Annotated in this window: 13 protein-coding genes; 1 reads left to right on the plus strand and 12 read right to left on the minus strand. The window is 57.7% G+C overall.

The features are described 5' to 3' along the window. Positions 1–22: 22 nt before the first annotated feature. From kdsB to cspE, 5 genes are all read right to left on the minus strand, one after another. Positions 23–772 (minus strand): 3-deoxy-manno-octulosonate cytidylyltransferase, encoded by a 750-nt coding sequence (kdsB, locus tag ACJ8IJ_RS07695; RefSeq protein WP_004928235.1) that lies wholly within the window; start codon positions 770–772, stop codon positions 23–25. Beyond that, positions 769–951, minus strand: coding sequence for a Trm112 family protein (locus tag ACJ8IJ_RS07700; protein ID WP_004928237.1), 183 nt, complete (start codon positions 949–951; stop codon positions 769–771). Before ACJ8IJ_RS07700 ends, kdsB begins: the two co-directional genes overlap by 4 nt. Positions 952–1,249: 298 nt before the next feature. Then, entirely contained in the window at positions 1,250–2,476 is a 1,227-nt protein-coding gene (locus ACJ8IJ_RS07705) for a winged helix-turn-helix domain-containing protein (RefSeq protein ID WP_004928239.1), read from the minus strand. A 113-nt stretch (positions 2,477–2,589) separates the two neighbouring features. Then, on the minus strand, positions 2,590–2,811 hold the full coding sequence (locus ACJ8IJ_RS07710; protein ID WP_004928241.1) for a cold-shock protein: 222 nt from the start codon (positions 2,809–2,811) through the stop codon (positions 2,590–2,592). Between the two features lie 223 nt (positions 2,812–3,034). Beyond that, positions 3,035–3,244, minus strand: a complete 210-nt coding sequence (gene cspE, locus ACJ8IJ_RS07715) for a transcription antiterminator/RNA stability regulator CspE (protein WP_004928244.1) — start codon at positions 3,242–3,244, stop codon at positions 3,035–3,037. Between the two features lie 525 nt (positions 3,245–3,769). Here cspE and hglS point away from each other — a divergent pair. After that, positions 3,770–5,176 (plus strand): 2-oxoadipate dioxygenase/decarboxylase HglS, encoded by a 1,407-nt coding sequence (gene hglS / locus ACJ8IJ_RS07720; protein ID WP_004928247.1) that lies wholly within the window; start codon positions 3,770–3,772, stop codon positions 5,174–5,176. Positions 5,177–5,178: 2 nt separating this feature from the next. Here hglS and lpxK read toward each other — a convergent pair whose 3' ends face one another. The 7 genes from lpxK to aroA all read right to left on the minus strand — a co-directional run bounded on the left by lpxK (position 5,179) and on the right by aroA (position 14,930). Further along, positions 5,179–6,159, minus strand: coding sequence for a tetraacyldisaccharide 4'-kinase (gene lpxK / locus ACJ8IJ_RS07725; RefSeq protein ID WP_004928251.1), 981 nt, complete (start codon positions 6,157–6,159; stop codon positions 5,179–5,181). Next, positions 6,159–7,907: a lipid A ABC transporter ATP-binding protein/permease MsbA gene (msbA, locus tag ACJ8IJ_RS07730; RefSeq protein WP_021504329.1), complete on the minus strand. Its 1,749-nt coding sequence runs from the start codon at positions 7,905–7,907 to the stop codon at positions 6,159–6,161. Before msbA ends, lpxK begins: the two co-directional genes overlap by 1 nt. Positions 7,908–7,942: 35 nt before the next feature. Continuing rightward, positions 7,943–10,219 (minus strand): ComEC family protein, encoded by a 2,277-nt coding sequence (locus tag ACJ8IJ_RS07735; RefSeq protein ID WP_442518642.1) that lies wholly within the window; start codon positions 10,217–10,219, stop codon positions 7,943–7,945. Between the two features lie 270 nt (positions 10,220–10,489). Next, on the minus strand, positions 10,490–10,774 hold the full coding sequence (ihfB, locus tag ACJ8IJ_RS07740) for an integration host factor subunit beta (protein WP_004928264.1): 285 nt from the start codon (positions 10,772–10,774) through the stop codon (positions 10,490–10,492). Between the two features lie 62 nt (positions 10,775–10,836). Next, positions 10,837–12,510, minus strand: coding sequence for a 30S ribosomal protein S1 (gene rpsA, locus ACJ8IJ_RS07745; RefSeq protein ID WP_004928267.1), 1,674 nt, complete (start codon positions 12,508–12,510; stop codon positions 10,837–10,839). Between the two features lie 184 nt (positions 12,511–12,694). Continuing rightward, positions 12,695–13,384 carry a (d)CMP kinase gene (gene cmk / locus ACJ8IJ_RS07750; protein ID WP_004928270.1) on the minus strand — a complete coding sequence of 230 codons (690 nt, stop codon included), beginning with the start codon at positions 13,382–13,384 and terminating at the stop codon, positions 12,695–12,697. A 259-nt stretch (positions 13,385–13,643) separates the two neighbouring features. Next, positions 13,644–14,930, minus strand: a complete 1,287-nt coding sequence (gene aroA / locus ACJ8IJ_RS07755) for a 3-phosphoshikimate 1-carboxyvinyltransferase (RefSeq protein WP_342578519.1) — start codon at positions 14,928–14,930, stop codon at positions 13,644–13,646. Between the last annotated feature and the right edge of the window lie 11 nt (positions 14,931–14,941).

The following is a 14,941-nucleotide window of genomic DNA, read 5'->3' on the forward strand; positions in this document are numbered from 1 at the left end:
CGGCGCGCCGACGAAATCAGGCTCAGGGTTGAATGCTGTCGCGCACGCGCTGGAGGTCTTCCGGCGTATCGACCCCCACGCTCGGGATCGCTTTCGCGACCGCCACGTGGATCTTTTCACCGTACCACAGCACGCGCAGCTGTTCCAACAGCTCGATCTGCTCCAGTTGGCTCGGCGCCCAGCTGACGTAGCGGCGCACGAAGCCCGCGCGGTATGCGTAGATGCCGATATGACGCAGCAGGCTGTCGCCGATGCTCTCTTTCGACGCGGCGAAACGCTCGCGATCCCACGGAATGGTGGCGCGTGAGAAATAGAGCGCGTAGCCCTGCGCGTCCATCACCACCTTCACCGCATTGGGGTTGAAAGCCTCTTCGGCGCTCTCGATCGGCACCGCCAACGTCGCCATGCCGGCCTGGCTGCCCGCCAGGTTTTCCGCCACCTGCCGCACGATAACGGGTGGGATCAGCGGTTCGTCGCCCTGCACGTTAACGATGATCTGGTCGTCGGCAAAGCCGTAGTGCGCGATCACTTCCGCCAGACGCTCGGTGCCGGAATGGTGATCCGGGCTGGTCATACACACTTCGCCGCCGGCGGCTTCCACCGCTTTGGCGACTTCAGGATGATCGGTCGCCACAATGACGCGGCTGGCGCCGGACTCACGGGCGCGCTCCATCACATGCACCACCATCGGCTTGCCGTGAATATCGGCCAGCGGTTTGCCCGGCAAACGGGTTGAGGCGTAGCGGGCGGGAATAATAGCGATAAAACTCATGCGTGCTTCTCATCCAGCGACAGCGCACGCGCTTCATTTTCCAACAGCACCGGAATGCCGTCACGCAGCGGGTAAGCCAACCCATCCGCTTTGCACACCAGTTCCTGGTTTTCTTTATTGAAATAGAGTTTGCCGTTGCATACCGGGCAGGCAACGATTTCGAGTAAACGGTGGTCCATGCATCCTCCGCTAGGGGATAGGTCATCTGGGAAAGGCAGTGAGGATAGCATAACGCCCGGCCTCAGGTTAATCATCGGCGGCGCCAAGCCGCCGATATTTCCTCACTGCGTCGGCGCGACAGCTTGAACTGCGGCGCATCCCGGCGTAGAATTTTGTGACACAAATCACAAAAGAAAGCCGTGATACATGATCAAACGTCTGCATAAAATCATCGCTCTGTTCGCTAACTTCAGCCACTGAGCCCCTTTGTAACGAGCGACGCTTCACTTCGTTTTACCCCACCGACGGCGTCGCTCGTTATCCCACTTCCCAGCCGGCACCCCATTCCGCGGCCAACGCGGCCGGAATGTCGCCCAGCGCGACGCGTTGCGCACCGTGCCATTTGGCCGTGCGCGCGATGGCCTGCCGGATATCCTGCGTTCGCTGTTTGCCGAAGCGCACCTGCGGCTCCGTATGGAAACTGATGATCTCGAAGATGCCCTGGCGACGGTGCGCCTTGGCGTCAATCCGCCCCACCAGTTCGCCCCGATGCAGCACCGGCAACGTGAAGTAACCATAGCGACGTTTTTCTTTCGGCGTGTAACACTCCAGCCGATAGTCAAAGTTGAACAGTTCGAGCGCCCGGCGGCGATCCCACACCACCGGATCAAAAGGCGACAGCAGGCTGGTGACCGTCGATTTCAGTTTGCCCTGCTCCGCCAGCGGCAGCAGTTCCGCCAGTGATTCATGCACATAGAACTGCCCTTCCAGCCCCTCTACCTGCACCGGCGAAATTTCCCCCTGCGCCTGCAGCTCTGCCAGCAAGGCTTTTGGCGCCACGCGTTTCAGCCGATAATAATCCGCCAACCACTCGGCGCGGAAAATGCCCAGATAGCGGCAGGTGCGATGCAACATCTGCCGGCGCGCCCGCTCCGCAGGCAGCGCATGACGCGCATCGTCCCAGGCCGGCAGCAGCCTTTCGGTCAGATCGTAAACCCGGTGGAAGTTGCGACGCTCGGCCACCATCAGCTTGCCGGCGGTAAACAGGATCTCCAGGTGCCGTTTCTCCGGTTTCCAGTCCCACCACCCGCTGTTGCCTTTCTTCTCGGCGCTGAAATCGGCGGAACGCACCGGCCCCTGTTGTTCGATGTGCCGCAGCAGGTTGTCCATCGCCGCCTGGTGCTGCTGCACCCAGTCGGCGGAGTATTTCCAGCCCATATCATGCGGCGCCAGCATGCGATGCCGCAGCAGACCAAAATCTTCGATCGGCAGGAAACAGGCCTCGTGCGCCCAATACTCGAACAACTTGCGGCCGGCGAGCGCCTGCTCCAGCCACTCCGGCTGATAGGCCCCCAAACGGCTGAACAGCACCAGATACGGGCTGCGGGCGACGACGCTAATGGTATCGATTTGTAACAGCCCCATGCGCTGGATCGCGCTCACGACATCATCGGGCCGAGCCTGGCGTTTAAGCGGAGAAAGCAGCCCCTGGGCGGCAAGGTGCAGCGCGCGAGCGGCGGTAAGGGAAATGGTCGGGGTGGTCATCCTGATATCCGTGGCGAGTAGGCAATGGCCTGATAATAGTGGATATCGCGGGATTTATCTTCGCCAGTGCTTGCGGGTGGCGACACCGGCACTGGCGAGGAAGGAGGATGCGATCAGAACGCGATAACGTCTGCCGCGGACAGCCCATGCGAGCTGCGATAGATCGAGAACTCAACGTTCTGACCTTCGTTCAACGACTTATTTTTGGTGTTGGCGATAGCGTTGCGGTTGACATAGATTTCGTCGCTGCCATCTACCGGTGAAATAAAACCATAGCCTTCGGCCTGATTAAACCATTTCACACGGCCCATTTTTAACACAGTATTTTTAAACATAACTTATATCCTTTTACTTGAGCATCCTTGACAACGTCATTTTTTATATTGTCTGGACGCTACCAGCCCATCCTAAAGTTTTTCGTAACAAACCTCTCGTGAGCAAAAAAATAAAAAACCCGCACTAAGGCGGGCTTGTTGAACTTAATATCTTCCGCATGACTCAGCGCTGAAGCGTCACCATGGTTGTATTAAGATCTCTTTATACGCGTTCCCTGTCTTCTTACAGAGCAACTACGTTGGCGGCAGCCGGCCCGCGCGGGCTGTCCTGGATGGTGTACTCGACGCGCTGGCCTTCAGCCAGGGTCTTGAAACCGTCGGTCATGATTGCGGAGAAGTGTACGAATACATCTTTGCCGCCGTCGTGCTGCTCAATGAAACCAAAACCTTTGCTTTCGTTGAACCACTTAACTTGACCAGTCTTCTTAGACATTACTTTTACCTTTAAATATATTTACAAAACCTGCCATAAGAGGCAATTGCGGCCATTTCAGAAACATTACTTATGGGAGGTACTTAGAAGGTTCGTCTTTGAAGCGGAATCGGATGATAACGTTTTTGGAGGAACTGCTTAACTCTAAACTCGAACATAAATAGGTCTGGATTACAGGCCGACTTGCATTTACTCATAAAAATGGTGAATGCACAAGAGGTTTATTGCAATAAATTCATCATTACGCCGAATTTATTTTTATCCCCATGAATATACATGACTTAATTTAACGCTCGCCGCAGCCGATCCAGCGCGTTCCTCTTCTCACCGGGGTATCATTTGCCCGTCTGAGCGCTGCAAATGAGAGCTAACGCATAAAACTCTAATATGCTTGACGCCGCTATAACAAATCCCAAATCAGATGGCTAAACTTGAGGGGAAAACAAGGCAGACGGCTTTTTCGCCAGCACTTTTGCCGCTAAAAACACGATTTTTCAGATTATGCTGAATCAAGGAGCTATGCGCATGACCGCCCAGCAGTTCGTTTCACCTAATGAAATCCGCGCCAGATTCTCTCACGCGATGTCGGACATGTATCAAAAAGAGGTACCGCTGTACGGCGATCTGCTGGAGCTGGTGGCGGAAACCAACCGGCAGGTTCTACGCGAAGATGCCGCACTGGCTCATCAACTGCAAATCACCGGCGAGATCGAACGCCTGGCCATGGAGCGCCACGGCGCGATCCGGGTCGGCACGGCGGACGAACTGGCCACCCTGCGCCGCCTGTTCCGGGTGATGGGCATGGCGCCGGTCGGTTACTATGACCTGTCGGTGGCGGGCGTTCCGGTGCACTCCACCGCTTTTCGCGCCATACACGAAGACGCGCTGCAGATCAGTCCTTTCCGCGTGTTCACCTCCCTGCTGCGCCTGGAACTGATAGAAGATCCCGCGCTGCGTGCGCTGGCCGAGCGCTTGCTGGCGCGCCGCCGTATCTTTACCGATCGCGCGCTGGAGCTGATGGCGCTGCAGGAAGCGCAAGGCGGGCTGAATGAAGTGCAGGCGCAAGAATTTGTCGAACAAGCGCTGGAAACCTTCCGCTGGCATAACCAGGCGACGGTCAGCGCCGAAGAATACCGGCAGCTGCACGATCAGCATCGCCTGATCGCCGACGTGGTGGCGTTTAAAGGGCCGCATATCAACCATCTGACACCACGTACGCTGGATATCGATCGCGTTCAGCAAGCGATGCCCGGCCGCGGTATTACGCCCAAAGCGGTCATCGAGGGCCCGCCGCGCCGCCGCCGCGCGATCCTGCTGCGCCAAACCAGCTTCAAAGCGTTGGAAGAAAGCGTCGATTTCGTTGAGCACGACGGCCACGCCATCGCCGGTCACCATACCGCGCGCTTCGGCGAGATCGAACAACGCGGCGTGGCGCTAACGCCTAAAGGACGCGAACTTTACGACCGTTTGCTGCAGGCGACCAACGATGCGTTGCAGGCGCCGCCGAGCGAGAAGAATGCCGAGCGCTACTATCAACTGCTGGAGGAAAACTTCCGGGCGTTTCCGGATGATTACGCCACGCTGCGTGAGCAACAGCTGGCCTGGTTCCGCTATTTCCCGACCGAATGCGGCCTGGCGGCCAAAGAGTCGCTGGACAAGCACAGCACCTTGGAACAATTGATCGAGAAAGAACACGTTCGCTTCCAGCCTCTGGTATATGAAGATTTTCTGCCGGTCAGCGCGGCGGGGATTTTCCAGTCGAATCTGGGGGACAGCCGCCACGCGCAGTACAACGCGGTTTCCAGCCGGGCAGCGTTTGAACAAGCGTTGGGCAGTGAGGTGATCGACGAACTGGCGCTGTATCAGCAAACCCAGCAGCGTTCGCTGGAAGCCTGCGCGCAAGCCCTGGGGCTTGCCACGCTGGCATCCTGAGATTACTTAGTCAGCAGAGATTCGATATCCTGCAGCAGTTGCTCAGCCTGAGCGGACGGTAGCACCGCATCAACCGGCAAATACCACCAATTGGGCTGGGCAAAGGCGCGACACTTCACCGCGTCCTTCTCCGTCATCAACAGCGTTTGATCGGCTGCAACCAGCGCCGCCAGCGGTTCCTGCTGATATTCCTGATGATCGGCAAACGCCACTTCCTGTACGACTTCGACGTTCAACTTTTCCAACGTCGCGAAGAAACGCGGCGGATGGCCGATGCCCGCCATCGCCACCACGCGCGGCAGCTCAGCCGCCGGGCGACGTTCACCGCTCAGCAGGTTCACCGCATCACGCGCCTGCAGGCGCATGGCAATTTCCCCGGCCTGCGCCACGCCGCCATTGGCGACGCGCGCATCGACGCTGCCAAGCCGCGCGGCACGCTCGCGCATCGGCCCGGCCGGCAACCACCAGCCGTTGCCGAAACGACGCACGCCGTCGATGACTACCAGCTCGAAGTCACGCTGTAAAGCGTAGTGCTGCAAGCCGTCGTCGGTGATGATCACATCCAGCGGCTGTTGTTGCAGCAGGGCCTGCACCGCCTCGGCTCGCTTGGGCGCGATCGCCACAGGCGCACCGGTACGTTGATAAATCAGCACCGGCTCATCGCCCGCCTCGCGGGTCGACGTATTCTGACCGAGCACCAGCGGATAAACCGCCGACTTGCCGCCGTAGCCGCGTGACACCACGCCAACGCGATAGCCCCGTTGCTGCAGGTGTTCCACCAGCCAAATCACCATCGGCGTTTTGCCGTTGCCGCCGGCGGTGAGGTTACCCACCACTACTACCGGCACCGGCGAACGCCAACTTTTACGCAGGCCGCAGCGGTAACTGAGACGGATCAGCCAACTGAACAAGCCATAGAGCCACGAGAGCGGCAATAGCGCCAGATAAAGCAACGAACCGCCGGACCAGATGCGCTCAATCATTATTGACCAAACTGCATGCGGTGCAGCTGCGCATAGGCGCCCTGCCGCTCAAGCAACTCGGCGTGTTCACCGCGTTCGACGATGCGGCCGTCCTCCACCACCAGGATCTCGTCCGCCTTCTCAATGGTCGACAGACGGTGCGCGATCACCAGCGAAGTGCGGTCTTTCTGCAGCTCGTCCAGCGCGGCCTGAATGGCACGCTCGGATTCGGTATCCAGCGCAGACGTCGCCTCATCCAGGATCAGGATCGGGCAATCGCGCAGCAAAGCACGCGCGATGGCAATGCGCTGGCGTTGGCCGCCGGACAGCATCACGCCGTTTTCACCGATCACCGTATCCAGACCATTTTCCATCTTGTTGATGAAGTCCATCGCGTACGCCATTTCCGCCGCTTTCTCAATCTGCTCGCGGCTGTATTCGCTCTCACGCGCATAGGCGATGTTGTTGGCGATGGTGTCGTTGAACAGGTGCACGTTTTGCGAAACCAGGGCCACCTGATTGCGCAGCGAGGCCAGGGTATATTCACGCAGATCGTGGCCATCCATCAGGATTTCGCCTTCCTGAATATCGTAGAAGCGCGTCAGCAGGTTGGCGATGGTGGATTTACCCGAACCGGAACGGCCCACCAACGCGACGGTTTTGCCTTCGGCGATTTTCAGGTTGATATCACGCAGCGCCGGCGTTTCTTTGGCCGGGTAGTAGAAGGTGACGTTGCGGAATTCGATATCGCCTTTCGCACGCTTCACTTCGCGGGTGCCGGTGTCTTTTTCCTGTTCCATATCCAAAATGGAGAACAGCGTCTGACAGGCCGCCATCCCTCGCTGGAACTGGGCATTGACGTTGGTCAGCGACTTCAGCGGACGCATCAGCGCGATCATCGACGAGAACACCACGGTAATGGTGCCGGCGGTCAGGGTTTCCATCACGCTTGGGAAGCTGGCGGCAAACAGCACGAACGCCAGGGCCAGCGAAGCGATCAGCTGAATGATCGGATCGGAAATGGAAGACGCGGAGACCAGTTTCATGCCCTGTTGGCGCATGCGGTTGCTCACCGAGTTAAAACGCTCGGTTTCCACCTGCTGGCCGCCGAAGATCAGCACTTCTTTATGGCCTTTCAGCATCTGTTCGGCGCTGGTGGTCACCTGCCCCATGGTGTTCTGCATGTTCTTGCTGATGTTGCGGAAACGCTTGGACACCAGGCGAATGGCGATGGAGACGATCGGTGCCAGCACGATCAGGATCACCGACAGCTGCCAGCTGTAGTAGAACATCATGATGAACAGGCCAATGATCGAGGCTCCTTCACGCACCACGGTCACCAGCGCGCTGGAAGAGGAGGAAGCTACCTGCTCGGAATCATAGGTAATGCGCGACAGCAAAGTCCCGGTGGACTGCTGATCGAAGAAGGCCACCGGCATTCTCATCATGTGGCCAAACAGGCGGCGGCGCATTTGCATCACCACCATGCCGGAAACCCAGGAAATGCAGTAGCTTGAAACAAAACTGGTCACGCCGCGCATCAACATCAGCGCAATCACCGCCAACGGCATCCATACCAGCACGCTGCTGTCGGTTTTTCCAAACCCATCGTCCAATAACGGTTTAAGCAGAGACAGCATCAGCGTGTCCCCCGCTGCGTTCATAATCAACGCAATGGCGGCCACAATCAGCCCGGTCTTAAAAGGAGTGATCATCGGCCAGAGTCGACGGAACGTCTGCCAGGTCGAGAGATCTTTATCATTCATCATGCAAATACCAGCATCGGAAGAAATAGCGGCCTATTTTACTCATTATCACCCTCTACGCCAAACCGCTGATGGTACCAACGGGGCATTAATTGTTCGCGAAAGCCTTTAATTTGCCAATCGTTGTCGAAAAAAAGTACCGATAACTGACCGGAGCGCGTCGTATCGCGCCATTGGATGCCATTTGCCCGGTATCTGGCGACCACTTTCCGCGCCGGCAATCGCCATTTGTTGTAACGCGATGCGGAGGCCAGCGCCACTTCGGGATTGACCGCGCGCAGAAACGGCGGCGTCGAGGACGTCTTGCTGCCGTGATGCCCCACCTGCAACACCGTAGCCGCCAAGCGATCGCGCCGCAACCGTAACAGCTGCGCCTCCGCCTGCTTTTCCGCATCGCCGGTGAGCAGCAAACTGAATTGCCCATCGTCGATGCGGATCACGCAGGAGTCGTCATTGACCGGCCTTTTGCGCGTTTTCGGTGGCCACAGCACCTCGAATTGCAGCGATTGCCAGCGCCAACGCTCCCCGGCGATGCAGGGCAAGTGCCCTTCCCCGCGTATCGGGCTGCGCACCGTCGCCTGCGGAAACGCCCGCCGCATCACCGGCAGCCCGCCGATATGATCGAGGTGAATATGGCTGATAATGATCTGCTCCAGTTCAATATTCCGCCAGTTCAACATCGGTAAGATATGCCGTTCGGCGGCGCTGCCCGTGGGCCAACGATCGCCGGTATCGTACAGTATCCCCTTGCCGTTTTGCTCGATAACCACCGCCAACCCGTGCCCGACATCAAGCATATCGACGCGCCAGCGATAGTCCGGCGCTTTGCCACGCCACAACACGCAGCATATCGCCACCGCCGCCAGCCCCGGCGCATAGCGCCACCACCAATGAAAGCGCCAGCAGATAACGATAAGCCATCCCGCTATGCTGGCCAGCAGCGAGGCGGCCCCCAAATCCACCCAACCGCGTTGCAGGTAATGCAGCGGCACAAACACCCCGCTCAACGTGAAATCGGCCAACCACCAAAGCCCGTAACTTAGCGAGGGGAAGACGCCGCCGATCACCGCCAGCAAAATCAACGGCACCGTCACCAATGAGACGATGGGCACAGCCCAAAGATTGGCAGGCAGCGAGCTCAGCGTCAGACCTAAAAACAGCGCGACCTGCATCGGCACCAGCAACAGCGTCATGCCCAGCTGAATATGCAGCCAGCGTACCGGCGCCCAATACCAGGCCGAGCGAAATCGCTCGCTGAGCGGTGCCCATTCAAACCAAAAAATCAAACACCCCACCGCCAGCACCGACAGCCAAAAACTGTCTGACAAAACCGCCAGCGAATCGCACAGCAAAATCAGCCCGATACACCACAGCCACACTTGCCAGGAAGAACAATGAACGCCGCGCAAGCGCAGCAGCATCCACAGCGTCATCGCCAACGCGGTACGCACCGCCGGTGGTTGGGCGCCCACCAACCAAACATAGATCAGCGTCGCCACCCAGCCTGCGACCAATGGAAAGCGATAGCCAATCAAATGGGCGGGAAGAAAAAACTGCAGCGCTCGCAACGCGGCCCAGAACAAAATGGCGACCATCGCCACATGAAGCCCTGAAATGGCCATTAAATGCGCAATGCCGGTTTTCAGCATCAGCGTGCGCAAAGCCTGCTCCAGCGCGGTTCGTTCCCCAAACGCCAGCGCCAGCAATACCGCCTTGTAACGCAATTCACCGATGTTAGTTTCCGCATGGCTGATGATGCGCTGACGCAGCCCGCAATCGCCATCCAGCAAACGAGCCTGCCTGACCAGCCCCGTCAACGGCTGGCGCTGGGCGATCGCCCAACGTTGGCTGTCAAATCCGCCTTCATTGAGCTTGCCATGTACCGGCCGCAGGCGCAGTTTCAATTGCCAACGCTGCCCGGCGCACAGCCGCTGCCGTTCGGGAGCCCACGTCGTGGTAAACGCCAGCGCAGGCGCTAACCAATGACCGTCGACCCGCTCGATGCGCATCAGCGTCTGTTTACTGGCGGCGGGCTCCAGCGCGACGCTACTCACCTGCACCACCGCCGTCACGTCCGGCATGCGAGTTAAGCGCTCCATTTGCCCGAGCAGGCTTCCGGCGTTGAAAACCGCCCATGTGAATCCCAATCCCAGGCAGGCCAAATAGCGGCAGAACGGCCAACGCGCGCGCAACAGCAAGCAGCCGACAAAAAGCATCGGCCACAGCAGCCATAGTTCTGGCAACTGCGGTAAAATCAGCAGCGGCAGGATGCCGCAGATAACGGCGAATATCGCCAGATCCAGCGAAATTTTGATCGCTTTTCTCCCATCGGCTCCGCCATGAGCAAAAACGCGTCACGGCAAGCAAGCAGGATCATTCAGGCGACACGTCGCCGCCAGCGGGCTTTAACGAAGATGCGCTGAACATGGCAGGATAAGAGAGATCTATGCAGGAGCCACATCGTAAATGCGGCGCAGTACGCAACTCGCGAGCGTATCGCGGAGAATTGCAGACGAAAAAAAACGGCGCCTTACAGGCACCGTTTTATATTCTTTACAAGCAACAACGCTATGAGCAGTCAGCGACTAGCCATAGATATTGGCGCGGTCACGCAACTCTTTGCCTGGTTTGAAGTGAGGAACGTACTTGCCGTCCAGCTCAACTTTGTCACCGGTTTTCGGATTGCGGCCTACACGCGGGGCACGGTAGTGAAGAGAAAAACTGCCGAATCCGCGGATCTCAATGCGTTCGCCCTCGGCCAGCGTAGCGGCCATGTGCTCAAGCATCTCTTTCACTGCATCCTCAACGGCCTTCGCCGGAATATGAGATTGCTGGCCAGCAAGTCTTTCAATAAGTTCAGACTTGGTCATAGTACCTCCAAGCTTTGCAGCTAAACTACCGTATTGGGGCGGTCAGCGACCGCCCCCCGTCATTACTCGCCTTTAGCCGCTTTGAAAGCTTCAGCCATTGCGTTAGAGAAGTTGCCTTCTTCCTGTTTGTTGTTAACAGTTGCGATGGCGTCTTTCTCGTCAGCTTCGTCCTTAGCACGTACGGACAGGCTTACAACGCGGTTCTTACGGTCAACGCCGGTGAATTTAGCTTCAACTTCGTCACCTACGTTCAGAACCAGAGTTGCATCTTCAATGCGGTCGCGAGAGGCTTCAGATGCACGCAGGTAACCTTCTACGCCGCCTGCCAATTCAACTGTAGCACCTTTGGCGTCAACTGCAGTGACTTTACCAGTAACAATAGCACCTTTCTTGTTCATAGACAGGTAGTTATTGAACGGGTCTTCAGCCAGTTGCTTCACGCCCAGGGAGATACGCTCGCGCTCTGCGTCAACTTGCAGAACAACCGCAGCGATTTCGTCGCCTTTCTTGTATTCACGTACTGCTTCTTCGCCTGCAACGTTCCAGGAGATGTCAGACAGGTGAACCAGGCCGTCGATGCCGCCGTCCAGGCCGATGAAGATACCGAAGTCAGTGATAGACTTGATTTTACCTTCAACGCGGTCGCCCTTGTTGTGGGTTTCTGCGAACTGCTGCCATGGGTTGGATTTGCACTGCTTCAGGCCCAGGGAGATACGACGACGTTCTTCATCGATGTCCAGAACCATCACTTCCACTACGTCGCCCACGTTAACAACTTTGGACGGATGGATGTTTTTGTTGGTCCAATCCATTTCAGAAACGTGTACCAGACCTTCAACGCCTTCTTCGATTTCTACGAAGCAGCCGTAATCAGTCAGGTTGGTTACACGGCCAGTCAGCTTGGTGCCTTCTGGGTAACGTTTCGCGATAGCAACCCATGGATCTTCGCCCAGCTGTTTCAGGCCCAGGGATACACGAGTACGCTCGCGGTCGAACTTCAGCACTTTAACAGTGATTTCATCGCCAACATTGACAATTTCGCTTGGGTGCTTAACGCGTTTCCAAGCCATGTCAGTGATGTGCAGCAGGCCGTCTACGCCGCCCAGATCAACGAATGCACCGTAGTCAGTGAGGTTCTTAACGATACCTTTAACTTCCATGCCTTCCTGCAGGTTTTCCAGCAGTTGATCGCGCTCAGCGCTGTTCTCGGATTCGATAACCGCACGGCGAGAAACGACAACGTTGTTGCGCTTCTGATCCAGCTTGATGACTTTGAACTCAAGCTCTTTGCCTTCCAGGTGCAGAGTGTCACGTACCGGACGCACGTCAACCAGGGAACCTGGCAGGAACGCGCGGATGCCGTTCAGCTCGACGGTGAAGCCACCCTTCACTTTTCCGTTGATAACACCGGTTACAGTCTCAGCTTCTTCGTAGGCTTTTTCCAGTGTGATCCAAGCTTCGTGACGCTTAGCTTTCTCACGGGACAGCAGGGTTTCACCGAAGCCGTCTTCAACAGCATCCAGAGCAACGTCAACTTCGTCACCAACCTGGATTTCCAGCTCGCCCTGGGCGTTTTTGAATTGCTCAGCCGGGATGGCAGACTCAGATTTCAGACCGGCGTCAACCAGTACGATATCTTTGTCGATAGCAACAACGACGCCACGAACGATGGAACCCGGGCGGGTTTCGATTTCTTTTAAGGATTCTTCAAAGAGTTGAGCGAAAGATTCAGTCATGTTGTTAATCTTCAGGGTTCTTTAGTTTAACGTCCATTTAGCGTCCCGCCGAATGGGGTTGTTTCACATACCCCGCCATTGGCTCCATGCCGACAGGGTTTAAGGTTACAGGGGTAAAATTTTACCCGATATATTGCGATACCGCTATGACAAATATGACAAAAAGCCAATAGCGCCGCCGCGCTTATTGCTGCGGCAACGCCAACACTTTCTGTGCATACGTCAACGCCTGCCTGATCACTTCTTCGATCGACATGCTGGTAGAATCCAGCACGAGGGCGTCAGAAGCGGGCACCAGAGGCGCGATAGGCCGATTACGGTCACGGTCGTCCCGTTCCTTTATCTCGGCTAAAAGACGTTCAAAGTTAACATTAAAGCCTTTCTCCTGCAACTGCAGCATGCGGCGGTGCGCGCGCTCCTCCGAGCTGGCGTCGAGGAAAATCTTGACCGGCGCGTCAGGGAACACCACCGTGCCCATGTCGCGGCCATCGGCAATCAGGCCGGGCGCCTCGCGGAATGCGCGCTGGCGGCGCAGCAACGCCTCGCGCACGCGCGGAAACGCAGCCGCTTGCGACGCGGTGTTGCCGACGGTTTCGGTGCGGATCTCATTACTGACGTCCTCACCTTCCAAAATCACCTGCAGCTTGCCGTCCTGGGCAACGAAGCGAACATCGAGATGTGCGGCCAGCGGAACCAGCGCTTCCTCAGAAGTGATATCCACCTGATGATGCAACGCCGCCAGCGCCAGCACGCGATAGATCGCGCCGGAGTCCAGCAAACGCCAACCAAGGGACTCGGCCAACGCTTTACACAGCGTGCCTTTGCCCGCGCCACTTGGTCCATCAACGGTTATCACCGGGGCTGTAGCCGTCATTTCTCTCTCCTTCAGGTAGAAAACCTCACAGAGACACGGCGTGCTTCGACTCGAAGCCCGTGAGCTCTGTCACCTGCCCAATCAGGGGCAAATACGGTGGCGTATTATACGCTGCCCTACGGCGATCTGTTACCCTGGAACTATCCGGTTGTTGAAAATAAGCGCATAACCGCGAAAAAGTATAGAAGAAACGCCGGTCGCCAAAGGTTAAAAACGATAAAGGCCCGCAAAGGGACCTTAAAATAAACGATTTGACGGGTTACGCCGGCTGGCTGATGCGCGCCAGCTGTTCGAAATAATCCGGGAAGGTCTTCGCGGTGCATTTCGGATCGAGAATGGTGACCGGCGTATCCGACAGCGCCACCAGCGAGAAGCACATTGCCATGCGGTGATCGTTGTAGGTGCCGATCTCGGCGAACTGCAGTTTGGCCGGCGGCACGACGTGAATGTAGTCTTCGCCTTCGTCCACTTCCGCCCCCACTTTACGCAGCTCGGTGGCCATCGCCGCCAGACGGTCGGTCTCCTTCACCCGCCAGTTGTAGATATTGCGGATGGTGGTCGGCCCCTCGGCGAACAGCGCTGCGGTGGCGATGGTCATCGCCGCGTCGGGAATGTGGTTCATGTCCATGTCGATGCCGCGCAGTTCACCGCGGCTGCACTCGATGAAATCGTCACCCCAGGTGATGCGCGCGCCCATTTTCTCCAGCACGTCGGCAAACTTGGTGTCGCCCTGCACGCTTTTGCGACCGATGCCGGTCACGCGCACGGTGCCGCCTTTGATCGCTGCCGCCGCCAGGAAGTAAGAGGCGGAAGAAGCGTCGCCCTCAACCAGGTAATCGCCCGGCGCGATATACGTCTGGCGCCCCTGAATGTGGAACACCCGGTAATTGTCGTGGCTCACCGATACGCCGAAGGTACGCATCAGGTGCAGCGTGATATCAATGTACGGCTTGGAAACCAGCTCGCCTTTGATGTGGATTTGCGTATCCTGCGGCGCCAGGGGCGCGGTCATCAGCAACGCGGTCAGGAACTGGCTGGAGACGCTGCCGTCAACGGTGACGTCGCCGCCCTGGAAACCGCCGCGCAGGCGAATCGGCGGGTAATCGGTCTGTTCGAGGTAATCAATCTGCGCCCCGCCCTGGCGCAACGCGTCCACCAGATGGCCGATCGGGCGTTCTTTCATGCGGGGTTCCCCGGTCAACACCACGTCGCCTTCACCGAGGCACAGCGCCGCCGCCAGTGGGCGCATCGCGGTGCCGGCATTGCCGAGGAACAGTTCCAGCGGTTGGTTGGCCACCAACGGCCCGGCCACGCCGGTCACTTCACATACGGTGCGATCGGCGGAAAGCTGATAGTTCACGCCCAACGCCTGCAGCGCATTCAGCATATGACGCACGTCGTCGCTGTCCAGCAGGTTGGTCAGCCGGGTCGTTCCCTCCGCCAGCGCCGCCAGCAGCAGAGCGCGGTTAGAAACGCTCTTCGAGCCGGGTAAGTTGACGGTGCCATTGACCAGGGCGACCGGTTGTAACGTCAGGGAATCCACCATGTGAACAAAAC

It is taken from the genome of Serratia sp. CY40230 (genome assembly GCF_052168835.1).
In the GTDB taxonomy this organism is placed as follows: Bacteria; Pseudomonadota; Gammaproteobacteria; order Enterobacterales; family Enterobacteriaceae; genus Serratia; species Serratia nematodiphila.